Genomic DNA, 23,434 nt, shown 5'->3' with positions numbered 1-23,434 from the left:
ACGAGGCCATGCAGCGCCCTCAGCGCTCTGGACGTACTACCTCACTCGGCGGCCAGTTCCTCGAGCTCCCGCAGCGTAGGCAGCTCGAACTCCACGCCCGCGGGCACCATGCCCGCCCGGTCGTCCTCCTGCTGTCCAGCCCAGTGCCGCAGCGCCTGCAAGGGGGTGAGGCCGTTGGCCTTCGCCCAGCGCAGGCGCTGGGTCCACACGATGGCGGCGTTGACGGCCGCCTCCCCGCCGTTCTCCCGCCGGACGTACCGGGCCGCGTCGTCCGTGACCGCGGCCCACAGGTAGCCGATGACGGTCTCGCGCATGACGACCGGGACGTAGCGGACGGCGGCGGAGGTCGTCCGCGGATAGCTCTCCGGGCTCCACACGGTCTGGAACCGGGGTTCGTCCTTCAGAGACACCGCTGCTTCTCCTTCGTCACTCGGAGCCCTCGGGGAGGATCCAGCCGAAGACGTGCCACCGGCCGTTCTTCAGCCGTACGTCCTCGGCGAACCATGAACGGCCGGTGCCCAGCAACAACTCCCGTTCGCCCCCATGCTCGCTGATCGGGTCCACGTAAAGGGCAGGTGTGCCCTCGGGCACCCGCAGATGCAGGATGACCTCCCTGCTCCAAATCGCACTCCTGCCGATGTTGGTCGACATGAAGGCGGGGTCTCTCTGCACGGTACCCGGCAGCTCTTCCATGGGTACGGTGAAGAGGTCGTCAGTCAGGTCCACGGCCCGGAACACGTCGATCGTCTCCGGTACCGGCTGCCGGCTCAGGGCGTGGTTCAGGCGCTCGATGTTCGCCAAGAGGCCGGGGTTCATGTAGTAGTTCTTCACCGTCGACCACCCGCTGGGAAGCGCGTCGCCGCGTGCCCGGAGGAAGTCGTTGATGTCTCGGAAACCATGGTCGGAGTAATGCCTGACCGCCCGAACCTCGTTGTCGGGCAGCGTCTTGATGACGGGACCCCAGATCGCGTCCCCGAACGAGGTGCCGACCAGCCGGGCGCCGAAGGGCGCGTCCATGGGGACGTGCGGAGCCGGCGCGGTGTAGAACAGGTTGGAGTCGGTTCGGTGGATGGTGTCCGCGGCGAGCGACTTCGCCACGTTGGCCGTGAGGCCGGAGAAGGGCAGCGGCGGATTCGCCGGTTTCGGCGGCGGCGTCAGTAGGTCCGGCGTCTTCGGGAACGCCGGTGCGTGATCCGGTTTCGGTGGCACCGGGACCGGATCCGGGTTTCCGGGGACGATCAGATGGCCGGCCGGAGGGAGCTTCGAGGAGCTGAAATCCACCGGCGGCGCGATCCGGGACGCCATCCCCGTACTGGGGTAGTGGTGGATCGGCGCAGCGTTGCTCGTCGTCCCGTGGTCCGGCAGGGCTCGGGCGGTCTTCGCGGGAGCGGCGGCGTCGGCGCGGGTGTCCTGATGGAACAGCCCCAGCAGATCGGGAAGGGCCTTTGCCAGGGCGGGATGCAACTGTTTGTTGTTCGCCATGGCGGCGAGTTCGTCAAGCTTGAACCACTTGGCCCCACTCGTCTCGAACGTGTCGAGTTTCGGGGTGAACATTTCCCCCTTGGCGGCCAGGTTGGTGTACGTCCAGCCCTTCGCGGCCTCCACCGGGAGTGCGCCGCTGAGCTCGAGCGTGTTCAGATAGGCCTGATCGACGCCGAGCTCTTCGCTGAGCTCGCGGGCGGCACCCTGGACGGGGGTTTCCAGGCTGTCGAGTGCTCCACCGGGCAACTGCCACTTGCCGGCGTTGGAGACGTACTGGCTCTGTTGCATCAGGAGGTAGCGCGGCTGTCCGCTGGTGTCGATGGCCTGGATCAGAACGCCTGCGGCGCCGTACTTGCCCCAGTGCCCGGACGCCACGTACCCATCGCCCGACTTGCCGGGGTCGGCGAGGATCTGGAACGGGCCCGGTGGCGCTGCGCCCGGCCCCGTCGCGTGCTGCGGGGTGGCGAACGGCGTCGCCTGGGCCGCAAGGGTAGACGGGCCCAGGCCCTCCGGTTTCGCACTCGCGGAGAGCCCGCTCTCGCCGGGCCTCGAAGCGCTGGGCGCGTCGGCGGTCGCAGTTCTGTTGATCAGGGAGTCGACGCTGCGGTCGAGCTTGGCGGGAATGACATCCTGCTTGCTTCCCACGCCCGCGAACGCGGTCCCACCGCCGTTCGCCTGCGCAAGGGTGTCCGGCGGCAGGCGATTGGTCACGTGCTGCCCGGACGTGCCGTCCGTCCCCGGCCCAACCTTGAACGTCGGCTCCGCCATGGCCCCTGACGGGCCGGCATGTTGGGTGGTGTGCGTGGGCGCCGCGGACGACAGGGACGTGAACTCCGGCGTGACGGACGAGTGGCTCGCGTCCCCGTAGGAGGAGCCGTGACCGTTGCCGGAAGAGCTGTAACCGTGGCCGGAAGAGCCGTGACCCCTGTCGGAGGCGCCGTTCAGGGTGGTGGGGCCATCGATGTGGTGAACGCCGGGCGCCCAGCTCGCCCAGTGCGCGTCGGCGCCGCCCAGTATGCCTGAGGTGACGTTCTTCAGCAGCCTTTCCCCGTCCAGAGGCTGCCCACTGGCGAGCTGGAGGGACAGGTCGGTCGCCCCGCTGGCCAGTCCTGACCTGGCCATCAGCCCCCACATCGATCTGGCGGGCCAGAGTCCGGTGAAGACCGTCAGGAAGCCGCCCAGCAGGGCGCCCGTCCCGGCGGACGTCATGATCTGCTCCCAGTCGAGATGGTCGCGTCGCGCCTGCGAGGCCTGCACGGCCAGGTCCATGCCGGCCAGCAGGGTGCCGAACAGGCCGACGTTGATGAGCAGCCGCTTGCCGAGCTGGGCGATGACCAGCCGGGTCAGCTGCACCCGGCTGCCGATCAGGGCGAAGGAGAGCGCACCCCACGGCCCGAACGCCATGGCCAGCAGCCAGCCGACCTGGAAGATCAGGAACCAGACGGAGACCTCAATCATCCGTTTGGTGTATTCGACCTGGACACCGAGCTCGTTGAAGTTGATCGCGGCCGAGACGAGCTCCTCGACGAGTTTTGCCAGGGCCGGGTCGGCCACGCTGCGGGCGTACTCGACGAACGCCTTCAGCGCGTCGCCGTCCCAGTCCTCGCTCCCGCTCTCCAGCTTCACGATTCCCGCCAGCCCAGCCTGGGCGCCCACGGCCCGCGCGCCGGCCGCGCAGGCGTCGGCCAGCCGGAAACAGCCGTCTTCGTCACCCTCGGGCCAGTCCATGCCTACGGCGTAGCCCACGTACGGTTTGGCCCAGTCAGGCACCAGGAAGCCGTCGAACCCCACGAGAACTCACCAGTCCTCGGACAATCGCGGGGTCTCGTACGCGGGCGGCGCTTCGCCGCCCGGCGAACTCCAAGGATCCTCGGCCTCCTCGTAGTATCGGGCGTTGCCCGACAACCCGTCGCGCAGGTACTCCATCTCATCGATGTAGACGTCGAAGGCATCGAAAACCTGCTGCTTGACCTTGGGAAGGTTCCGCTCGAGCTCCACTCCGTACTGGTCCTTCCCCAGCGGGTTCCCCTCGGCCTCGAACGTCCGCATCAGGATGTCGCGCTGCTCGACCAGGAAGTCGACGTCGTCGCCGGCGCGAGCCGACCGCTTCCGCAGGCCTTGCCAGGCGACCTGGTAGCCGCCGGACCCACCGCTACCCATGCTCGTCATGATCGGGCGGGGGCAGCTTCACCGGCTGAGGCAGGAACGACTCGAAGCTCGCGCTCTCGCCATAGACATCGCCGAAGGGCAGGCCCTTCGGCATGAACGGCTCCATGAGCTCTTTCGTCCGATCGGCCACCTCACTCGTGGCGGCGCCGATCTGCTCCATGATCGCCCGCGAGAGCTCCGACGGAGAGAGCTTGCGGTACACCCGTGGGTCCAGCTTGATGTTCTGCACCTGTCCACGAGGGCCCACGGTCACGGCGACCATGCGGTCATGAGACTCGGCGGTCGCCGTCATCTCGGACAGCTTGCCGTACGCCTCTCGCAACTGGACGGCCTGCCGGTTGTACTCCGCGGCCAGCCCTTCCACGGCCAGCCGGAACTCGTCGTTCAACAAGCGTGCCCTTTCGTTCTTGGAGCACCCACGCCAGAGGACGATATCCGGCATCTCAGTAGTTCTTTGGCGTTAGCTCCCCCAGTTGGGGATCTTGTCATCTGCGGTTAACCGAACACGCGGCACAGGTTCACGTCGCAGTTCCCGCCTCGCTGGAGCGCCTGTTCCGGCAGCGCGGCGAGCCTCTGGAGCTGAAAAGGAGCCGAGTCGCTCACCCTCGAGGCGGTCGCCCGGCTGCTCGCGGCGGAGCGAGGCGCTGCAGGCTCACGACCTGCCCGGGAAGAAGTCGGCGCTCTGGACGTACTCCATCGCCTTCGTGAACCCCGGGTCGCTCATGCGGCGCTCCAGCTCCTCCGGCGCGACGTCCTCGATGTGGGTCTGGATCCACCACAGGTTCCCGAACGGATCCCGGACCCGTCCCACCCGGTCGCCGAAGTACAGGTGCGTGACCTCGGTGACCGACGTCCCGCCCGCCTCGACGGCCCGGCGGTGGGTGGCCTCGGCGTCGGGCACGTACAGGCGCAGGAAGCCCGGCGTCGAGGGCCAGCCGGGCGCCGCGTCGAACAGCATCACGATCGCGTCCCCGATCCGCACCTCGGCGTGCCCGATACGACCCTTTTCGTCGGTGAAGCGGCCCAGCTCCACGGCGTCGAAGGCGTTCTTGATCCACTCGATGAGCCCCGCCGTGTCGGGGCCGATCAGCCATGGCGTGATGGTGGTGTAGCCCTCGGGGATCGGCTTGACGGTCATGATTCCTCCTGAAGAAGCGGATAAGAGCACGCTATTCCGGGAGTAGGTCAGATCCTGTCCTACATGGACGGGCATTCTGGATTACATGAGCGAAGCCCGTCTCCTCAGCCTGTTGTCGCTGCTCCAGACCCCGCGCGAGTGGCCTGGCGGCGAGCTGGCCGAGCGGCTCGGCGTCAGCCGCCGCACGATCCGGCGCGACATCGAGCGCCTGCGCGACCTCGGCTACCCGGTCGAGGCCACCATGGGCGCCGACGGCGGCTACCGGCTGGTGGCGGGCGCGGCCATGCCGCCGCTGCTGCTGGACGACGAGGAGGCGGTGGCCATCGCGGTCGGCCTGTCCACCGCCGCCCGGCACCCGGTGCAGGGCATCGAGGAGGCGTCGGTACGGGCGCTGGCCAAGCTGGAGCAGGTGCTGCCGTCCCGGCTGCGGTATCAGGTGCGATCCCTGGGCGGCGCCACCGTGCCGATGCCGGCGGTCCCGGCGCCCGAGGTCGACCCCGCGCAGCTCACCATGCTGGCGGCGGCCGTGGCCAACCGGGAGCGGGTGCGGTTCGCGTACCGGGCCGGCGACGGCGCCACCAGCGCCAGGCTGGTCGATCCGCATCGCGTCGTCGCGGCCGGGCGGCAGTGGTACCTGCTCGGGCACGACCGCGACCGCGACGACTGGCGGATCTTCCGCATCGACCGCATCGCGGACCTGCGGGCGACGGGCGCCAGGATCACGCCGCGCGAGCCGCCCGCCGAGGACGCCGCCGCGTACGTGCGGGACAAGCTCTATTCGTCGGCGCCCACGTATGAGGCCGACGTCACGCTGCACGCGCCCGTCACGGAGCACATCAGGAGCCTGGGCGAGGTCACCGAGGTCGACGAGCGGACCTGCCGGCTGCGCGCGCACGGCGACACCCTGGACTGGCTCGCGTTCCGGCTGCTGGGGCTGGGCTGCGAGTTCGAGGTGCACGAGCCGCCCGAGCTGGTCGCGCACCTGCGTACGCTGGCCGCCCGCCTCACCCGGGCGGCCGGCCGGCGCCCGGGTCCGTCGCTGCCACCGGTGCCGTGACAGCTTGACGCCGTCCGCGGTGGTTGCGTATGACACGCCTACGATCCTGCCAGCCAGAAAAAGTCCCGGCATGAGGTCCGGTTCGCCGTCCCGGCTCCGACGTCCCTCGTGAAAGGCACAGAAGAGAGGACACCAGCCATGAAGTACATGATTCTTTCCTACGCTTCCCAGCAGGACTACGACGCGATGTCGGGCAAGGACAACGGCGTGCCCGCCTCGTCCCAGGAAGATCTGGTGGCCATGGTCGAATTCATGACGACCGTCAACAAGGAGCTGGAGGAGTCCGGCGAACTGGTCGAGACCCGTGCGCTGGCCGCGCCCGTCCACACGCGCAGGCTCGGGTCGCGCGCCGGCGTCCCGTTCGTCACCGACGGGCCCTACGCGGAGACCCAGGAGGTGCTGGCCAGCTACTGGATCGTCGAGTGCGAGAGCTTCGACCGGGCCACCGAGATCGCCGTCCGCCTGGGCCAGTGCCCGTACCCGGGGGACGCGTACGCCGACACCTACGCCGACGTCCGGCCCCTCGTCGACTCCAGCGCCGACCTGGGGTTCTGATCAGAAGCGTCGGTGCCGAGGCCCTGCTGCGCGAGCTGGCGCCGCAGGTCCTCGGCGCGCTCGTACGGCGTTACGGGCATTTCGCCACCGCCGAGGACGCCGTGCAGGAGGCGCTGCTCGCCGCCGCCGTCCAGTGGCCGGAGGAGGGCGTACCTGACGACCCGCGCGCCTGGCTGATCACGGTGGCCTCACGGCGGCTGACCGACCTGCTGCGCAGCGAGCAGGCACGCCGGCGGCGGGAGGACGCCGTGGCCGCCAGGGCGCTGCCGGACGACTGGCTGACGCCGGCCGCCGACCAGCCGGTCGCCGTCTCGGACGACACGCACATCCTGCTGTTCATGTGCTGCCATCCGTCGCTGTCGCCGGCCTCCCAGATCGCGCTCACGCTGCGCGCGGTCGGCGGCCTGACCACCGCGGAGATCGCCCGCGCGTTCCTGGTCCCCGAGGGGACCATGACCCGCCGCATCACCCGGGCCAAGCAGCGCGTCAGGGACAGCGGCGTGCCGTTCCGGCTGCCGCGCGAACACGCCGAACGCGTCGGCGCGGTGCTGCACGTGCTCTACCTGATCTTCAACGAAGGGTACTCCAGCACGTCCGGGCCCGACCTGCAGCGCGCGGACCTGGCGGCCGAGGCGATCAGGCTGGCTCGCATGGTTCACCGGCTGATGCCGGAGGACGCCGAGGCGGCCGGGCTGCTCGCGCTCATGCTGCTCACCGACGCGCGGCGGCCGGCGCGTACCGGTCCCGACGGGGCGCTGATCCCGATGACCGAGCAGGACCGCGGCCTGTGGAACGCCTCCCAGATCGACGAGGGCGTCGCGCTCGTCACGGGGGCGCTCTCCCGCGGGACGCCCGGGCCGTACCAGGTACAGGCGGCCATCGCGGCGCTGCACGACGAGGCGCCGAGCGCGGAGGAGACCGACTGGCCGCAGATCACGGCGCTGTACGAGCTGCTGATGCGGATGTCGGACAATCCGATGGTGGCGCTCAACCACGCGGTCGCCGTGGCCATGTCCCGCGGCCCGGACGCCGGCTTGGAGCTGCTCGAACGCCTCCGCTCCGACGAGCGCGTCGCCGGGGACCACCGGATGTACGCGGTCAGGGCGCACCTGCTGGAGATGGCCGGGGACGAGGCGGGGGCACGGGAGGCGTACGAGGAGGCCGCCAGGCGCGCCATGAGCTTCCCGCAGCAGCGCTACCTGCACGCCAGAGCCGCCCGGCTGAAGGGGTCATGATCCGTCTCGGGCGGCGAAGACGGTCAGGCTCTTCAGCTCATGCCGTTTCACCTCATCGAACAGCTCCGAGAGCCCTTCCTCGATCCGCGCCAGCTTGTCCTCGGGCAGCCGCAGGCTTCTCGCGATCCTGGACGGGGCGCTGCCGCCGTGCCAGGCGATCATCACCCGGCCGCCCGGGCGGGTGACGCGGCGCAGCTCCCGCAGGCCGTCCATCAGATCCGGCCACAGGGCCACCGTGTTCACCGTGACCACGCAGTCGAAGCTCGCGTCGGGGAAACCTGTGTCGGACGCGGTGCCCACCCGCAGCTCGGCCCCGCCCGCCCGGCGGGACGCCATGGTGAGCATGTCGGGCGACGGGTCCACGCCGCAGACCCGGCCGGCGCCCGTACGGCCGAGCAGCCGGATGAGCGCGCCGGGGCCGTACCCGACCTCCAGGACGTGCTCTCCCGGTCGTACGCCGAGAACGCGCAGGACCTCGTCCTGCCGGTTGGTGTAGTACATGAACCGCCCCGCCAGCCGGCCGATCAGCCCGGAGGGCGAGGCGAAGGGCGAGTTGATCGGGCCGCCCGTGACCCACGACTTGGTAGCCATACCTCCACCAAAGCGGTTCAAGCCGACTTGAAGTCAAATGGGAGCATGGACCTTGTTCCCATCGGGGAGGCTGCCCGCCTCCTCGGCATGAATGCCTCCGCGCTGCGTTACTACGAGGAACGCGGGCTGGTCGTCCCCGTGACGCGTCACCGTGGCCGCCGCATGTACGGCAGACAGGAGTTGCGGCGCCTGGTCTTCCTGCGGACGATGCAGCAACTCGGCGTCTCCCTGGACACCGCGGGAGCCGTGCTGGACGCGCCGGGAGAGGAGTGGCGGACGGCGGCGGCCGAGCAGATCGACGTGCTGGAGGAGTTGATCCACCGGGCCGAGGCGGCGCAGTGGGTGTTACGGCAGGCCATCGAATGCCCGGCCGAACACCCGGCCCGGGAGTGTCCGCACTGGATCGGCATGGTGGACCAGCTCCTCGAGGGCTACACGTTCGCCCAGTTCGCCGCGGAGCACGGAAAAGTGAATTGACGGAGTGAGTACTCACTCCGTACGGTCGTGGTCATGACGAACACGACAAGCCGGCGACGTGCGCCGGCGATGACTCCAGAACAGCGCCGCGAGATGATCGTCCGTGCGGCCCTTCCCCTCGTGGTGGAGTACGGCACCTCCGTGACCACCGCCCAGATCGCCCGCGCGGCGGGCATCGGCGAAGGCACCGTCTTCCGGGCCTTCGGCGACAAGGACGCACTGCTGGACGCCTGCATGGCCGAGGCCCTGCGGCCCGACGACACGCTCGCGCACGTGTCGGCCATCTCCCTGGACCTGCCGCTGACCGAGCGACTGGTCGAGGCGGCGGAGGCGATGCGCGGCTACCTGTCAAGGATGGGCGCGGTCGTCGGCGCGCTGGCCGCCTCGGGCGGGGCCCGTCGCGGCGATCCCACCGCACCCCGGCCCGCGGCCGCCGAAGGGCGCGACGAGGCCGGAGGGCGGCCCGCTTCGGGGCGGGAGGCGCGGGTGGCGGCCACCCGCGAGGCACTGGCCGGCCTGTTCGAGCCCGAGCGCGACGATCTGCGGCTCCCGCCGGAGCGGCTCGCCGATGCCTTCCAGTTCCTGACCATGGCGGCCGGCCGGGGCGGGACCCCGCTCACCTCCGCAGAGCTGGTGGATCTGTTCCTGCACGGCGCTCTGAAGGACGGCGAGCCGTCACCGTCATCGGCACCGCACTCGCGCGCATCGTCACCCTGAACAGCGTCCCCACGCCGACATTGCCGCCGCCACGGCGGGTTCCATGCTCGCCGGGCAACTCGGCGGCCCCTTCGGGCCGGCCCGCGCAAGGACCATGATCGACGGCCCCGGATCATCGCCGCGGGCGTGAGCGTCTCCTGGAACCGGAAAATTGCCGGGCGGGGCGGGGAATGTTCCGCCGGCAGGTGTGGTTACATAGATCGTGGCCGGTGTGTCCAGTGTCCCCGGGCCTCACCTATTGCCTTCGCGGATTACCGTTCGGCTGGAGCCGCGTTGTGCCTTTCGCCGAGAGGCGACCTGCACACCGGTACGCACTCGTTGAGCGCCCGCCCTCTCCGGAGGGCGGGCGCTCTCGTGTATTCACGACTTCGCGTAGTACGGATCCGTGACGCCCCCCGGGCTGGCCAGCGCCTCCGCGTCGAGCCCGGTCAGCCGGGCCCCCGCCTGATAGGCGCTGTCCAGGAACTCCAGCACGGCCGCCACCGGATCCCCCACGGCCCGTACGTCGTCATAGCGCAGTACCGCCAGATGGCTGCCGCGGGACGTGATCCACTCGGCCTGAGCGGGACGGAGCGGCTCCCGTTCCAGCCCCGCGGGCTCCGGCGCGGTGTAGGAGTAGAAGGCCGGCCACGGCCGCTCCTTGTCCCCGAACCAGAACCCCGAGCTGATGACCTCCCAGCTGTAGGACTCGCGCGTCACGGGATCGGCGTCCGGCGAGACCTGCACGACCCGCCCGGTGAAACGCGTCACAGCGATGTCGAACGTGTGCCAGAAGTGATGCACGGGACTCGTCTTGCCGGCGAAGCCGGCGGCGAACCGGTCGAGGAGCTGCGCCACCTGCGACAGGATCCGCCAATACCGGTTGATCAGCACCGGGTCGTACCGCGCGTGCCACGTGTCCTCGGCGAACGGCGTGTCGTCCCCCAGGTCGAACGGCACCGCCCGGATGTCCGGCCGGATCCCGAGCCCCGCCAGTGTCTCGAACAACCGCTCGTAGAACGACGCCACCGACCGCCCCAGCAGGCTGAACTCAGCGCTCCTCCCGTCGATCACGTCCACTACCAGGCGATGCCGCACGAGGTCGAAGTCGATGCTGAACAGCGGCTGCTCGCCCAGCCCGCCCATCGGCCTGGTGGTCAGCCCGCGCCCGGTCGGATGGAAGGGCACCTGCCACCAGTGGTTGCGCCGGTTGCTCGACGACAGCCGGATCTTGCCGACGATCTGCGCGAACCGGTGAAAGGTCTCCTTGGCCTCCGCCCACTCGCCGAGCGGCATGGCCGGGAACAGTTCCATGACAGCAGGGTAACTACCTGAGGTAATCGGACAGCTCCCAAGGGTCGTGCGCGGAGAAGACCGCGACCCCGTGGTCGTGGGCGAGCGAGCGCAGGTGTTCCTGGCTCGACACCCGGCGCTCGGCGTCGACCTGCGAGTCGAGCTGCACGATGTCCATCAGCGGGTGCGAGGCAGGCTCCCGGAGCAGCTCACCGTGGTAGAAGTACGCGTCCCCGGCGTGCAGCAACCACCGGTCTCCGTCGTTGACCGCCACCCCGGCGTGCCCCCGGGTGTGCCCGTCGAGCGGCACGTACAGGATCTCCTCGGGCAGGCCCGCGAGCGGGCGCACTCCCTCCACGCCCAGCCAGGTCGTGCCCGTGCCGGGGTACGTGACCCAGCGCGGCCCGTGTGCCCAGTGACCGGGGCGGTAGCGGCGGCTCGGCGCCTCGGCCATGGCGGCCGCCAGCTCCGCCTCCATGACGTGCACCTGGGCACCGGGGAAGTCCGGCAGGCCGCCGCTGTGGTCCACATCCAGGTGGGTGAGCACGATGTGGCGTACGTCGGCCGGATCGTGGCCGAGCGCGGCGACCTGCCGCACGGCGGTCTCGGCGGGCACCAGCACCGGCTCGACGAGCTCGGTCCACTCGCGTTCGAGCAGTTCGCCGGGGCGGGTTACGTCGTCCGTGCCGAGCCCGGCCTCCACCAGCACGAGCCCGGACGCCGGGGTCTCGATGAGCAGGGCGTGGCATACCGCCCGCGCGGCCGGGCGGCCGTCGAGCGAGTCGATCTCGCGCATGGAGCCGAGGTTCAGGTGGTGAATTCGCATGCGGCTAGACTGCGACTTGAAGCGCGGTTCAAGTCAAGGAGCCGGTTCATGACGGACACGTTGCTCGACATCGGCGAGGTGGCCAGGCGGAGCGGGCTGGCGCCGTCCGCGCTGCGGTTCTACGAGCGCAAGGGCCTCATCCAGGCGGAGGGGCGCAACGGCCTGCGGCGCGCGTACCGGCCGGAGACGCTGGAGCGGCTGGCGCTGATCACCTGTGCCCGGGACGCCGGGTTCACGCTCGGTGAGATCGCCGAGTTCCTGCGTGCCAGGCCGTCGGACACGCGGCTGCGTGAGCGCATGGCGGCCAAGGAGCGCGAGGTGGACGCGCGGGTCGCACAGCTGACCCGGCTGCGCGACAGTCTGCGCCACGCGGCCGTCTGCGAGCACGACCCGCTGGTGGAATGCCCCGAATTCAGGCTCGCCCTCGGCCGGGTGCCCCGAGGATGAGTTTGTTGGCAGAATCCCCGAGGGTGAGCCCGTTGGCAGCCCCGAGGATGAGTCGAGTCAGCGGGGGCCGGTGGGCCGGCCTGAGCTGACGTACTTCCTGGGGCGCAACGCGTGGGCCCGCAGCGCCGCCAGGGCCGCGAGCTGCCCCGGCCGGTCCATCCGCACCGCCAGCTCGTCACTGAACGCCAGCCCCAGCGCCGTCAGCTGGGCGACCAGCTCCGCCACCGGCCGGGCGACGTCCTCCAAGCTCGTGGCCGGATGCCAGCCCTCGCCCCCGACCACCTCGGCGACCCGCTCGCGCAGCTGCGCGGGCGACATCAGCGTGCCGTCGGCGAGCAGCATGAGCGCGGCCTCCCTGGCCGACAACTCGAACTCGTGGCCGCCCCTGGCCAGCAGCAGCTTGGTGACCGCCGACCACATGGCATCGGGGGACTTCAGCAGCCGCCTGCCGTAGTCGGTGATGGCCAGCCGCGTGCCCTCGCGGCTGATCGCGCCCAGCTCCCGCTCGGCCAGCTCGCGCAGCCTGAGCGCCTCGGGCGAGGGCGCCAGCCGCAGCGGCAGCGTGCCCTCCCGCTCGGCCAGGGAGAGCAGTCCGTGCAGGGCGGGCAGCGGCTGCGGGGTGACGGGCGCGTGCAGGCGTACCTCGAACGGCTGCGCCAGCTCCCGCCGCGCCGGGCCGCGCCCCAGCACCCAGCGGTTGAGGCGCTCGCCGTGCACCCGGTTGAGCCAGCTGTCGCCGCCCAGCTCGGCACGCGGCTCGGTGAGCCAGCGGCGGGTCAGCGCGGCCCGGTCCACCTTCTCGCCGGCGACGATGGCCAGCTCCAGCGCGGCGGAGCAGGCGAGGTGCGCGCCCAGCTCCTCGGGCCCCATGATCATGCTCCACTGGAGTTCGGGCACGTCGGGCGGGAGCACGCCCGTGGCCTCGAGCGCCTGCTGATAGGCGCTGGTGCCCGCGTCCTCGCCCTCCATGGCGTAGGTACGCAGGATCTGCAGGGTCGTAGGGGACACGCACAACGCGGCATATCGCTCCATGCCACCAAGCTGGAGCAGCCGCCCGAGCGAGCGTGCCAGTCGCTCGTGGTCGCCGCCCACCTTGAGCGGCAACGTGTACCAGAGGAACTCGCAGACGTCGAGCTGGGTCACCGTCTCCAGGGCTTCCCCACCCGTCAGCCATTCGACGGCCGTTCTGGCGTCTTCGGCCAGGTCCGGGTGAGAGCGCTCCAACTCGGCGAGGAGGGCGGTGACATCCGGTGCACTCATGCCTCGAAGTTTGCCGTATCGACCCCTGGCCTGACGATGGCCGAATCCGGCGCGTGTTGGGTCTTGCACAGTGACTACCCTACGAATGCACTAATGAGCAGGCTGTTACCGGGTCAGATCCATCGTTTTTCAAACAACATGCGGGCCTTCCACTCCGTGTAGGGGATCAGCTCGGCGGACAGGATCGGATGCAGCCACCAGAAGTTGATCAACGTTAGCAGAGCGAAAGCACCGACGACGGCGGCCCCGACGGTCCGTCGCACCGGCACGGCGCCCGTGACCGTCGGCGCGGACGGCCCGATCAGCAGCCCGGCGCACAAGGTGATGGCCAGGACCATGAACGGCACCATCGGGATGGCGTAGAACAGGAACATCGTGCGGTTGTCGGAGATGGCGAAGTAGAACCACGGCAGCCAGCCCACGGCGTACGCCAGAAGCACGGCCCCGGCCCGCCAGTCGCGCGAGGAGACGTAGTAGGCGATCAGCGCCACCAGCGCCGCCACCGCGCCGAACCAGATGACCGGCGTGCCCACGCCGAGCACCGCCTCCGAGCAGTCCTTGACGCCGCACGCGTCCTGCTTGCCCTCGTAGTAGAAGGCGACCGGGCGCAGCAGCAGCGGCCACTGCCACGGTTCGGACATGTACGGATGGGAGCTCTCCAGCCCGCTGTGGAAGGTGAAGACCTGCCACTGGTACTGGATCCACGACCGCATCGAGTCGACGAGGAAGAAGAACGGATTGCCCGTCGACGTGGCCTGCTCCCAGTTGCGCCCGTAGCCGGTGTTCGTCGAGAACCAGCCGACCCAGGTCAGCATGTATGTGACGAACGGCACGATCGCGAGCGCCCCGAACGCCTGCGGCACGTCCCTGTTGAACGCCCCCGTGTACGGATGCCGCAGCCCCAGGGCCCGCCGTGCCCCGAAGTCCCACAGCAGCGACATGACGGCGAACGCGACCGCGAAGAACAGCCCCGACCATTTGACCGACATCGCGAGCGCCAGGCAGACCCCGGCGCCGATCCGCCACCACCTGATCCCCAGCGACGGCCCGTGCGGCGACAGGGGCGAGCTCTCGTACCAGGCGACCAGCCGCTCCCGGGCCTGATCCCGGTCGGTCACCAGGCACGCGAACGCGGCCAGCACCCAGAACATCAGGAAGATGTCCAGCAGCGCCGCCCGCGACAACACGTAGTGCAGGCCGTCCAGCGCCAGCAGCAGCCCGGCGAAGCAGCCGAGCAGCGTCGAGCGGGTCATCCGGCGCGCCACCCTGGCGAGGACGAAGATGGACAGCGTGCCGATCACGGCCGCCGCGAAGCGCCAGCCGAACGGGTTGAGCCCGAACATCCACTCGCCGGCGCCGATCATCCACTTGCCCAGCGGCGGGTGCACCACGTAGGAGGCGCACTTGTCGAGCGTCTCCTGCGTGCACTTCTCCCAGATGTCGGTGTTGTTGGCCAGGATCGCCTTGTCCGCGTTCTTGATCGTGACCCGCTCGACACCCCAGGTGATCAGCGAGAACGCGTCCTTCATGTAGTACGTCTCGTCGAACACCACGGCCTTCGGATGGCCGAGGTTCAGGAAGCGCAGGACCCCGCCGAACACGGTGACCAGCAGCGGGCCGAGCCACCCCCACAGCACGCTTCCGCGCATGGGAGGGATCATCCGATCGCGCACGGACCGAGCCGGAGGCAGGCTCTCGCCGGCCTCCGACGTGTCATAGGCCTGGTACGGGGAATCGGTCACCGCCATTCGGACATCGTACGGGGCTCGCACCGAATAGGTACGTAGGGAGCGGAGAAACACGGTGCAATTGGGATGCCCTGCCACAATGGTCAGGTGACTGAAGACGGCAGGTTGGTGCTGGCAGGGGCCCCTATCGGCCAGGCGGGTGACGTCTCGCCCCGGCTGCGCGAGGTGCTCGGGAGCGCCGACGTCGTGGCCGCCGAGGACACCAGGCGGCTGCGCAGACTCGCGTCCGACCTGGGCGTGGAGATCGCGGGCCGGGTGGTGTCCTACTACGACCAGAACGAGGCCGCGCGAGCCCAGGAACTCCTGGAGACCCTCAAGGAGGGCCGCACGGTCGTGGTCATCACGGACGCGGGCATGCCGGGCGTCTCCGACCCCGGCTACCGCCTGACGCGGCTCGCGGTCGACGCGGGCATCACGGTGACCGCGCTGCCCGGGCCGAGCGCCGTGACCACCGCGCTGGCCGTGTCGGGGCTGGCCAGCGACCGGTTCTGCTTCGAGGGGTTCCCGCCGCGCAAGCCCGGTGAGCGGGCCCGCCGGCTGACCGCGCTGGCGCGGGAGGAGCGCACGATGGTCTTCTTCGAGTCCCCGCACCGGCTGGCGAGCTCCCTGGAGGCCATGGCGGCGGCGTTCGGCGCCGACCGGCCGGCCGCCGTGTGCCGGGAGCTGACCAAGACGTACGAGGAGGTGCGCCGCGGCGGGCTCGGCGAGCTGGCCGCATGGGCGGCCCCAGGGGTCAAGGGCGAGATCACCGTCGTGGTCGCCGGCCACGCGCCCGGCGCGGGGGAGCCGGACCTGGACGGGCTGGTCGCCGAAGTGGACCGCAGGGTCGCCGAGGGCGCGCAGCGCAAGCTGGCCATCGCCGACGTCGCCAAGGAGGCGGGCGTCCCCAAACGAGAGCTGTATGAGCTAGTTCACAAACGCCTATAGTGCGCATCGTGAGGAACAGGGGGGTTTCGCCGCGACGGTTGGTCCCGCCGATCCAGGGATCCGCCCTGCTGGGCTGGCTCGGTCCGCTCCTGGTCGCGACCTTCGGCGGCATCCTGCGCTTCGTCCGGCTCGACCAGCCCAAGGCCGTTGTCTTCGACGAGACCTACTACATCAAGGACGCGTACTCGCTGCTCAGGTACGGCGTCGAGCGGACCATGCTGGGCGACGCCAAGAACCCCGTCGCCGACAACCGCCTGATCACCGGCAACCTGGACATCTTCAAACAGTGTCCCGAGTCCTCCGACTGCGCCTCGTTCGTCGCGCACCCGCCGCTGGGCAAGTGGATGATCGGCGCCGGCGAGTGGCTGTTCGGCATGAACCCGTTCGGCTGGCGCTTCGCCGCCGCCCTGGTGGGCACGCTGTCCATCCTGATCATGGCCAGGGTGGCGCGCCGGATGACCCGCTCGACGCTGCTCGGCTGCCTGGGCGGGCTGCTGCTCGCGCTCGACGGGCTGCACCTGGTGTTGTCGCGGACGGCGCTGCTGGACATCTTCCTGATGTTCTGGGTGCTGGCAGGGTTCGCGTGCCTGGTGGCCGACCGGGACTGGGCGCGGAGCCGGCTGGTCGCCTGGTACGAGAGCGCGCCCATCACCGAGCTCGGCCCGCGGCTCGGGCTCCGGCCGTGGCGGCTGGCCGCCGGGGCCTGCCTGGGGGCCGCCTGCGCGGTCAAGTGGTCAGGGATCTTCTTCCTCCTGGCGTTCGCGGTGCTGACCCTGATGTGGGACATGGGGGCCAGGCGAGCGCTGGGGCTGCGGGAGCCGTACCGGGGGGCGCTGTCGTACGACGTGCCGGGCGGGCTGGCCGCGATGGCGCTCGCGCCCGCCGCGGTGTTCATGGCGAGCTGGACCGGCTGGTTCGCCACCGCCGCAGGATGGGGGCGCAAGTGGGAGCAGGCCACCACCTCCGGGCCGTTCTACTTCCTCTTCGACTCGATGCGGTCGTGGTTCGAGTACCAGAAGCAGGTGCTCGGCTACCACAGCGGCCTGGACGACTACCACCCGTACATGTCGGAGCCCTGGTCGTGGCCGCTGCTGCTGCGGCCCGTCTCGTTCCACTACCCGACGAACCTGCCGCCGTCGGCGTGCGGGGCCGGCAAGTGCGCCGAGGCCGTGCTCGGCGTCGGCACCCCGGCCCTCTGGTACGGCGCCGTGCTCGCCCTGATCGTCCTCATCGCGTGGTACGTGTCCTCGCGCGACTGGCGGGCCGGCGCCGTGCTGCTGGCGTTCGCGGCCGGCTGGCTGCCGTGGTTCTACTACGCGATCGCCGACAACCGCACGATGTACCTGTTCTACATGATCCCCGTCGTGCCGTTCATGGTGCTGGCGATCGTGCTGGCGGCGGGGTTGGTCCTGGGCAAGGAGAGCGCCGCCCCGACCCGCCGGGCGGTCGGAGCCGCGGCGGTGGGGGCGTTCGCGCTCATCGTGCTGATCAATTTCTGGTGGCTCTATCCGGTGCTGACCGCCGAGACGATCACACACGCAGACTGGTGGGCTCGGATGCTGATGCGCTCTTGGGTGACCGCCGCGCCCAAGTGACGCCCCTGCGCAGCGTGATCGCCGCCGCCACGCAGGCCAGGGGGACGGCCGGAAGGACGTACCGGTAGTCGAACTCCGCCGTCGCCGCCGGGGCCAGCAGCAGCCCGACCGCGCCCAGCCACGGCAGCACCACCGGGCCGCCGAATTTCCGCCAGCGCACCACGACGCCGTACAGGCCGATCAGCAGGATCCCGCCGAGCATGATGCCACGCAGGTAGAACACCTTCTGGTAGCCGCTCATGATGTCGGCCCACGGGTGCACGATGCGGGTCTCCGGCGGGCCCTGCTCGTAGCTGAACGCGTCGGTGTCGGTCCTGCCGCCCGCGTACGACGACCACTTCGGCAGCCGCTTGGGCTGGCCGTTGTCGTCGAGTTCGACGTACGGCTTGAACTGGTACATGTTGTAGGTGTTCTCGTCGGGGAAGCGCGGGCGCGACCAGTGGAACGAGCGGAAGAAGTCACGCGCGACGACCTTCAGATAGTCGCCCGGCTGCGCCAGGATCGCCCGCGTGGCGAACGCGCTGGCCGCGTCGTTGGTGATCTCGCTCCACTTCTTGTTGATGCCCCACCGGTGCAGCACCTCGCCGGTGGCCTCGCCGTTGTGGCTGCCCTGGCCCCACAGGTACCACTGCGCGTATTCCTTGCGCTGGCTGACCGGGTCGTTGATGCACAGCAGCAGCAGCTGGACCTCTTTGTACTTGTCGATCTTCATCTTGCCGCAGTCGGCGAAGATCGCCGTGCGCATGTACAGGATGAGGCCGTCGCTGCTGGTCATCGCGAACTTGCCGTTCGCCGAGGCGAACCAGCCCATGTACGCCATCACCGGGATGGCGCACGCCGTGATCAGCGCCGTGATCGGCCGCCAGCCCGTCCGCTTGACCAGCAGGTAGAGCACGACCAACGCCAGGATCGGCAGGCCGATCGAGCGCGTCAGCCAGGTCAGCGCCAGCAGGAAGCCGACGACCGCGCCCGCCTTCCACGACAGCCGCCGCTTCCACAGCACCAGCGTGATCACGCCCACCACGAGCAGCGTGAACATGGTGTCCGACATCACCAGCTGCTCCAGCTGGATCTGGTAGGCGTCGAACAGCACCGGCGCCGCCGCCAGCGTCGCGCCCCACTTCGGCAGCCTGAACTTGATCCGCAGCAGCGCGTAGATCAGGCACGCCGTGGCCAGGCCCATCAGGTGCTGGGTGAAGATCACCAGCGAGAAGCTGTGAAACGGCTGCAACAACATCAGCCAGAAGCTGTAACCATCCGGCCTGATCGGGTGGGGCCTCGGGTGCAGTGCCACCGAGACGTACTCGTAGGAGTCGTTGAACCACATGGCTGGGCCGTAGCCGAGCATGGTGATGAGCCGCAGCACGGCGCCGACGCCGAAGGCCGCGGCGAACACCCGATGCCGGCGCAAGAAGGACAGCCAACGTGCTACCCGGCCAGGAGCGGAGTGGTCCACAGGCGTAATCTCCGCGACGCTCACCATGCTGTAAAGAATGCCAGTCGTTTTTGGGTCTTGACCCGAACACGCTCGGGCACAGGGCATGATGGTTCACTGGAACAGCCTTAACTGAAGGGTAGACACGTGGAACTGACGGTGGTCATGCCCTGCCTCAACGAGGCGGAGACCGTGGAAGTCTGTGTACGCAAGGCCTTGGCGTGCATGGAGGAGCACGGCATCGAGGGCGAGGTCCTGATCGCCGACAACGGCAGCACGGACGGCTCTCAACAGCTTGCCCGCGACGCCGGCGCCCGCGTGGTCCACGTCGAGGAGAAGGGCTACGGCAACGCCCTCTTGGGCGGCATCCGGGCGGCGCGCGGCAAATTCGTCATCATGGGCGATGCCGACGACTCCTACGATTTCACCTCGCTGCTGCCGTTCGTCGAGCAGTTGCGTGACGGCGCCGACCTGGTCATGGGCAACCGGTTCAAGGGCGGCATCGCCGCCGGCGCCATGCCCCCGCTTCACCGCTACCTCGGCAACCCGGTGCTGTCGTTCATCGGCCGGCTGTTCTTCCCGTCGGCGATCGGCGACTTCCACTGCGGCCTGCGCGGCTTCCGGCGGGACTCGATACTGAAGCTGCAGCTGCAGACCGGCGGCATGGAGTTCGCCTCCGAGATGGTGGTCCGCTCCACCCTGTCCGGGCTCGACGTGCGCGAGGTGCCCACGACTCTCTCGCCCGACGGCCGCTCCCGCCCGCCGCACCTGCGCTCGTGGCGCGACGGCTGGCGTCACCTGCGCTTCCTGCTCCTCTACAGCCCGAAGTGGCTGTTCTTCTATCCCGGCGTGCTGATGATGATCATCGGCCTGGTGGCGGGGACCGCGCTGACCTTCGGGCCGGTGGAGATCGGCGAGCTCGCCTTCGACGTCGACACCCTGGTCGGGTCGTCGGCGCTGGTGGTGATCGGCTTCCAGGCCGCGTTGTTCGCGCTGTTCACGAAGGTCTATGCGGCCGAGGAGGGGTTCCTGCCGGAGTCGCCGCGGATCCGTAAGATCATCGACATCGTGACCCTGGAGAAGGGGCTCGTCCTCGGCGGGCTGCTGGCGCTGGCGGGTCTGGTCGGCCTGGTGATGTCGCTGGTGCACTGGCAGGTGCGGAGCTTCGGTGAGCTGGACCCGCGCGAGTCCCTGCGTATCGTGGTGCCGTCGGCCACGGCGTTGATCGTGAGCTTCCAGACGATCTTCGCGTCGCTGTTCGTCAGCATCCTCGGCATCCGCCGCAGCCGCGAGACGCCCGTCGACCGCGCGGCCGCAGTGGCCGAGGAGGCGGCGGAGGCGATCTCCCGCGAAAAGTCAAAGGCATAACGATCTTTTACGCGGTGCCGTGGTCGTCACGGCGCCGCCGCGACACTCCCGGCACCGCCGACATCCACGATGCTTCCATCGCGGCTTCGGTCCGGAAGATGTCGCCGTCGGCAGCCCCGCAATCGCCGGATGGTGCTGCATTCCCAACGGCCGTCTCGCGCGGGATGCGCGGGCGTGTCGTAAGTCGGGAATCGGTCCGAGGCGGACAGGGATCCCCGTAGGCTTAGGAACATGTCCCAGCACATCTTGACCGCCGTCGCGTGGCCGTACGCTAACGGCCCCCGTCACATCGGGCACGTCTCAGGGTTCGGCGTGCCGTCCGACGTCTTCAGCCGCTACCAGCGGATGGCGGGTAACAAGGTGCTGATGGTGTCCGGCACCGACGAGCACGGCACGCCCATCCAGGTCCAGGCCGACAAGGAAGGCGTCAGCGCCAAGGAGCTGGCCGACCGCTACAACCGGGTCATCGCCGAGGACCTGACCGGCCTGGGCCTGTCGTACGACCTGTTCACCAGGACGACCACGAAGAACCACTACGCCGTCACGCAGGAGATCTTCAAGGGCCTCCACGCCAACGGCTACATCTTCCCCAAGACCACGATGGGCGCGATCTCGCCCTCGACCGGCCGCACGCTGCCCGACCGCTACATCGAGGGCACCTGCCCCATCTGCGGTTACGACGGCGCGCGCGGCGACCAGTGCGACAACTGCGGCAACCAGCTCGACCCGATCCAGCTGATCAACCCCAAGAGCCGCATCAACGGCGAGACGCCGACGTTCGTCGAGACCGAGCACTTCATGCTCGACCTGCCCGCCTTCACCGAGGTGCTCGGCTCCTACCTGCAGTCCAAGCAGGGCGAGTGGCGGCCCAACGTGCTGAAGTTCGCGCTCAATCTGCTCGGCGACCTGCAGCCGCGGGCGATCAGCCGCGACCTCGACTGGGGTGTGCCGATCCCGCTCGACGGCTGGCGCGACCAGCCCAACAAGCGGCTCTACGTGTGGTTCGACGCCGTCATCGGCTACCTGTCGGCCTCCATCGAGTGGGCCAGGCGCACCGGCGACCCCGACGCCTGGCGCCAGTGGTGGCAGAATCCCGACGCCCGCGGCTACTACTTCATGGGCAAGGACAACATCGTCTTCCACGCCGAGATCTGGCCGGCGATGCTGCTCGGCTACAGCGGCCGGGGCGACCGCGGCGGCACGCCGGGCTCGCTCGGCGCGCTCGACGTGCCGTCCGAAGTGGTCTCCAGCGAGTTCCTGACCATGGAGGGCAAGAAGTTCTCCTCCTCCCGCCAGATCGTCATCTACGTGCGCGACTTCCTCGCGCGCTACGACGCCGACGCGCTGCGCTACTACATCTCGGTGGCCGGCCCGGAGAGCCAGGACACCGACTTCACCTGGCAGGAGTTCGTCAACCGCAACAACGGCGAGCTGGTCGCCGCCTGGGGCAACCTGGTCAACCGGTCGATCTCGATGGCGGCGAAGAACTTCGGCGCCGTGCCCGAGGCCGGCGACCTGACCGACGCCGACCGGGCCCTGCTGGAGCGCTCGCGCAAGGCGTTCGGGCCGGTGGGCGCGGAGCTGGGCAGGTCCAGGTTCAAGAACGCCATCACCGAGGCGCTCGACGTGGTCCGCGAGGCGAACAGATACCTCGCCGAGCAGGAGCCGTGGAAGCTCAAGGACGACACGGCGCGGCAGAAGTCGATCCTGCACGTCGCGCTCCAGGTGGTCGACGACGCCAAGACGCTGCTCACGCCGTTCCTGCCCAACTCCTCCAACAAGGTCCACGCCATGCTCGGCGGCGAGGGCGTGTGGTCGGGCATGCCGGAGATCCACGAGGTGGACGAGGACGGCGGCGAGCCGTACCCGATCATCACCGGCGAGTACGACGGCGAGGCCCGCTGGGAGCACCGGCCGATCAAGCCGGGCACGCAGCTCGCGCCGCCGGTGCCGCTGTTCAAGAAGCTCGACCCGAAGGTCGTGGACGAGGAGCTGGCCCGCCTGGCCGAGTGACCCGGCGCCGCGGGGGAGCGGCTACGGATGGCGGCGTTCAGCCGCCATCCGCAGCAGGTGCTCTGTGCCGCTACGGTTGGGGGAGTGAGCAAGATTCCCGCCCCTCCCGAGCCGCTTTCCGCGCCCGTGTTCGACAGCCACTGCCACCTCGACATCATGGTCGGCAACCGGCAGGCGTCGTCCGGGGATCCAGTGGCGCAGGCCGCGCAGGCCGCGGAGACCACCGTACGGAGCATCCTGGAGGACGCCCGCGCCGTCGGCGTGGTCAGGCTCGTCACGATCGGCTATGACCTGAAGTCGTCCCGGTGGAACGCGGAGACGGCGGAGCGGCAGGAAGGCGTGTACGCCGGGGTGGCGATCCACCCGAACGAGGCCCACGAGGCGACCCCCGAGGTGCTGGCCGAGATCGAGGCGCTGGCCGGGCGTCCAGAGGTGCGGGCGGTGGGGGAGACCGGGCTCGACTACTTCCGCGACTGGGCGAGCAAGGACGACCAGCACGCCAGTTTCCGCGCCCACATCGAGATCGCCAAGCGTACGGGGAAGGCGCTGGTCATCCACGACCGCGACGCGCACGACGACGTGCTGAAGGTGCTGGCCGCGGAGGGCGCGCCGGACACGGTGGTGTTCCACAGCTTCTCCGGTGACGCCGAAATGGCGAAAAAGTGCGCCGAAGCCGGATATTTCATGTCGTTCTCCGGCCCCGTCACCTACAAGAACGCCGCCTACCTCCGCGAGGCCGCCGACGTCGCCCCCCTGGAGCTCATGCTGGTCGAGACCGACGCCCCCTACCTCCCGCCGGTCCCGCACCGCGGCAAGCCCAACGCCCCTTACCTCATCCCCCTCACCTTGCGCTGCCTGGCCGAGGTCAAGGGGATCCATTCGGACCGGTTGTGCGAGGCGATCAGTACCAACGGAGTCACGGTCTTCGGCGAGTGGTGACCATCTTTTGGTGAACCGGTGGATGCGGGCCCGCCCGTGCGGCTAGCGTTCGGGCGGTCACTTTCCGTTATCGGAAGTGGCGCGTAGTGAATGGCGCTCACTCGGGCCCTCGCTGGTTACGCAAGCTACCGCTCTCGGGCCTGAGCGTTCGCCGCCCTGTGTTAATGGTCGCGCTCACTTGGG

The 23,434-nt window shown here is 69.6% G+C and carries 22 protein-coding genes; 11 read left to right on the top strand and 11 right to left on the bottom strand.

Going from position 1 to position 23,434, the window contains the following annotated elements; translation table 11 throughout:
- Positions 1-41 precede the first annotated feature (41 nt).
- From ACIBX3_RS36475 to ACIBX3_RS36455, 5 genes are all read right to left on the bottom strand, one after another.
- A complete protein-coding gene (locus tag ACIBX3_RS36475) occupies positions 42-410 on the bottom strand; it encodes a hypothetical protein (RefSeq protein ID WP_397125076.1) in 369 nt (122 codons plus the stop codon).
- Positions 411-426: 16 nt separating this feature from the next.
- Positions 427-3,273, bottom strand: a complete 2,847-nt coding sequence (locus tag ACIBX3_RS36470) for an ADP-ribosyltransferase (protein ID WP_397125075.1) — start codon at positions 3,271-3,273, stop codon at positions 427-429.
- A 6-nt stretch (positions 3,274-3,279) separates the two neighbouring features.
- A complete protein-coding gene (locus ACIBX3_RS36465; protein ID WP_397125074.1) occupies positions 3,280-3,642 on the bottom strand; it encodes a hypothetical protein in 363 nt (120 codons plus the stop codon).
- A complete protein-coding gene (locus ACIBX3_RS36460; protein ID WP_397125073.1) occupies positions 3,635-4,039 on the bottom strand; it encodes a YbaB/EbfC family nucleoid-associated protein in 405 nt (134 codons plus the stop codon). Before ACIBX3_RS36460 ends, ACIBX3_RS36465 begins: the two co-directional genes overlap by 8 nt.
- Positions 4,040-4,303: 264 nt before the next feature.
- On the bottom strand, positions 4,304-4,789 hold the full coding sequence (locus ACIBX3_RS36455) for a VOC family protein (protein WP_397125072.1): 486 nt from the start codon (positions 4,787-4,789) through the stop codon (positions 4,304-4,306).
- An 85-nt stretch (positions 4,790-4,874) separates the two neighbouring features.
- Here ACIBX3_RS36455 and ACIBX3_RS36450 point away from each other — a divergent pair, with 85 nt between their 5' ends.
- The 3 genes from ACIBX3_RS36450 to ACIBX3_RS36440 all read left to right on the top strand — a co-directional run bounded on the left by ACIBX3_RS36450 (position 4,875) and on the right by ACIBX3_RS36440 (position 7,636).
- Positions 4,875-5,846 (top strand): helix-turn-helix transcriptional regulator, encoded by a 972-nt coding sequence (locus ACIBX3_RS36450; RefSeq protein WP_397125071.1) that lies wholly within the window; start codon positions 4,875-4,877, stop codon positions 5,844-5,846.
- A 138-nt stretch (positions 5,847-5,984) separates the two neighbouring features.
- Positions 5,985-6,401: a YciI family protein gene (locus ACIBX3_RS36445; protein WP_397125070.1), complete on the top strand. Its 417-nt coding sequence runs from the start codon at positions 5,985-5,987 to the stop codon at positions 6,399-6,401.
- Positions 6,401-7,636 (top strand): RNA polymerase sigma factor, encoded by a 1,236-nt coding sequence (locus ACIBX3_RS36440; RefSeq protein ID WP_397125147.1) that lies wholly within the window; start codon positions 6,401-6,403, stop codon positions 7,634-7,636. The genes ACIBX3_RS36445 and ACIBX3_RS36440 overlap by 1 nt, the downstream gene beginning before the upstream one ends.
- Here the strand turns inward: ACIBX3_RS36440 and ACIBX3_RS36435 are convergent.
- Entirely contained in the window at positions 7,631-8,227 is a 597-nt protein-coding gene (locus ACIBX3_RS36435; RefSeq protein ID WP_397125069.1) for a class I SAM-dependent methyltransferase, read from the bottom strand. The genes ACIBX3_RS36440 and ACIBX3_RS36435 overlap by 6 nt on opposite strands.
- A gap of 45 nt (positions 8,228-8,272) precedes the next feature.
- Between ACIBX3_RS36435 and ACIBX3_RS36430 the strand changes: the two genes are divergently transcribed.
- Together ACIBX3_RS36430 and ACIBX3_RS36425 are read left to right on the top strand one after the other, a co-directional pair.
- Positions 8,273-8,704: a MerR family transcriptional regulator gene (locus ACIBX3_RS36430; RefSeq protein WP_397125068.1), complete on the top strand. Its 432-nt coding sequence runs from the start codon at positions 8,273-8,275 to the stop codon at positions 8,702-8,704.
- A 33-nt stretch (positions 8,705-8,737) separates the two neighbouring features.
- Entirely contained in the window at positions 8,738-9,421 is a 684-nt protein-coding gene (locus tag ACIBX3_RS36425) for a TetR/AcrR family transcriptional regulator (protein WP_397125067.1), read from the top strand.
- 360 nt (positions 9,422-9,781) lie between these two features.
- On the opposite strand, the gene ACIBX3_RS36420 is transcribed toward ACIBX3_RS36425, so the two are convergent.
- Together ACIBX3_RS36420 and ACIBX3_RS36415 are read right to left on the bottom strand one after the other, a co-directional pair.
- Positions 9,782-10,714: a DUF5996 family protein gene (locus ACIBX3_RS36420; protein WP_397125066.1), complete on the bottom strand. Its 933-nt coding sequence runs from the start codon at positions 10,712-10,714 to the stop codon at positions 9,782-9,784.
- 13 nt (positions 10,715-10,727) lie between these two features.
- Entirely contained in the window at positions 10,728-11,519 is a 792-nt protein-coding gene (locus ACIBX3_RS36415; protein ID WP_397125065.1) for an MBL fold metallo-hydrolase, read from the bottom strand.
- Positions 11,520-11,567: 48 nt separating this feature from the next.
- Here ACIBX3_RS36415 and ACIBX3_RS36410 point away from each other — a divergent pair, with 48 nt between their 5' ends.
- Complete coding sequence (locus ACIBX3_RS36410; RefSeq protein ID WP_397125064.1) at positions 11,568-11,966, top strand: MerR family transcriptional regulator; 399 nt, start codon at positions 11,568-11,570, stop codon at positions 11,964-11,966.
- 57 nt (positions 11,967-12,023) lie between these two features.
- Here the strand turns inward: ACIBX3_RS36410 and ACIBX3_RS36405 are convergent, their stop codons facing one another.
- On the bottom strand, positions 12,024-13,226 hold the full coding sequence (locus ACIBX3_RS36405) for a hypothetical protein (RefSeq protein ID WP_397125063.1): 1,203 nt from the start codon (positions 13,224-13,226) through the stop codon (positions 12,024-12,026).
- Positions 13,227-13,339: 113 nt separating this feature from the next.
- Positions 13,340-14,974: a dolichyl-phosphate-mannose--protein mannosyltransferase gene (locus tag ACIBX3_RS36400; protein WP_397125062.1), complete on the bottom strand. Its 1,635-nt coding sequence runs from the start codon at positions 14,972-14,974 to the stop codon at positions 13,340-13,342.
- Positions 14,975-15,040: 66 nt separating this feature from the next.
- Between ACIBX3_RS36400 and rsmI the strand changes: the two genes are divergently transcribed.
- Complete coding sequence (gene rsmI, locus ACIBX3_RS36395) at positions 15,041-15,901, top strand: 16S rRNA (cytidine(1402)-2'-O)-methyltransferase (RefSeq protein ID WP_397125061.1); 861 nt, start codon at positions 15,041-15,043, stop codon at positions 15,899-15,901.
- Positions 15,902-15,909: 8 nt separating this feature from the next.
- Positions 15,910-17,496 carry a dolichyl-phosphate-mannose--protein mannosyltransferase gene (locus tag ACIBX3_RS36390; protein ID WP_397125060.1) on the top strand — a complete coding sequence of 529 codons (1,587 nt, stop codon included), beginning with the start codon at positions 15,910-15,912 and terminating at the stop codon, positions 17,494-17,496.
- Here the strand turns inward: ACIBX3_RS36390 and ACIBX3_RS36385 are convergent.
- On the bottom strand, positions 17,432-18,907 hold the full coding sequence (locus ACIBX3_RS36385; protein ID WP_397125059.1) for a hypothetical protein: 1,476 nt from the start codon (positions 18,905-18,907) through the stop codon (positions 17,432-17,434). The two genes, ACIBX3_RS36390 and ACIBX3_RS36385, sit on opposite strands and share 65 nt — an antisense overlap.
- A gap of 171 nt (positions 18,908-19,078) precedes the next feature.
- Here ACIBX3_RS36385 and ACIBX3_RS36380 point away from each other — a divergent pair, with 171 nt between their 5' ends.
- From ACIBX3_RS36380 to ACIBX3_RS36370, 3 genes are all read left to right on the top strand, one after another.
- Entirely contained in the window at positions 19,079-20,299 is a 1,221-nt protein-coding gene (locus ACIBX3_RS36380; protein WP_397125058.1) for a glycosyltransferase family 2 protein, read from the top strand.
- A gap of 231 nt (positions 20,300-20,530) precedes the next feature.
- Positions 20,531-22,312, top strand: coding sequence for a methionine--tRNA ligase (gene metG / locus ACIBX3_RS36375; RefSeq protein ID WP_397125057.1), 1,782 nt, complete (start codon positions 20,531-20,533; stop codon positions 22,310-22,312).
- An 84-nt stretch (positions 22,313-22,396) separates the two neighbouring features.
- Positions 22,397-23,251 carry a TatD family hydrolase gene (locus tag ACIBX3_RS36370; protein WP_397125056.1) on the top strand — a complete coding sequence of 285 codons (855 nt, stop codon included), beginning with the start codon at positions 22,397-22,399 and terminating at the stop codon, positions 23,249-23,251.
- The last annotated feature ends 183 nt before the right edge of the window (positions 23,252-23,434 follow it).

This window comes from Nonomuraea sp. NPDC049480 (assembly GCF_044465905.1).
Lineage (GTDB): Bacteria > Actinomycetota > Actinomycetes > Streptosporangiales > Streptosporangiaceae > Nonomuraea.
This window is presented reverse-complemented; position numbering and strand designations above follow the sequence as displayed.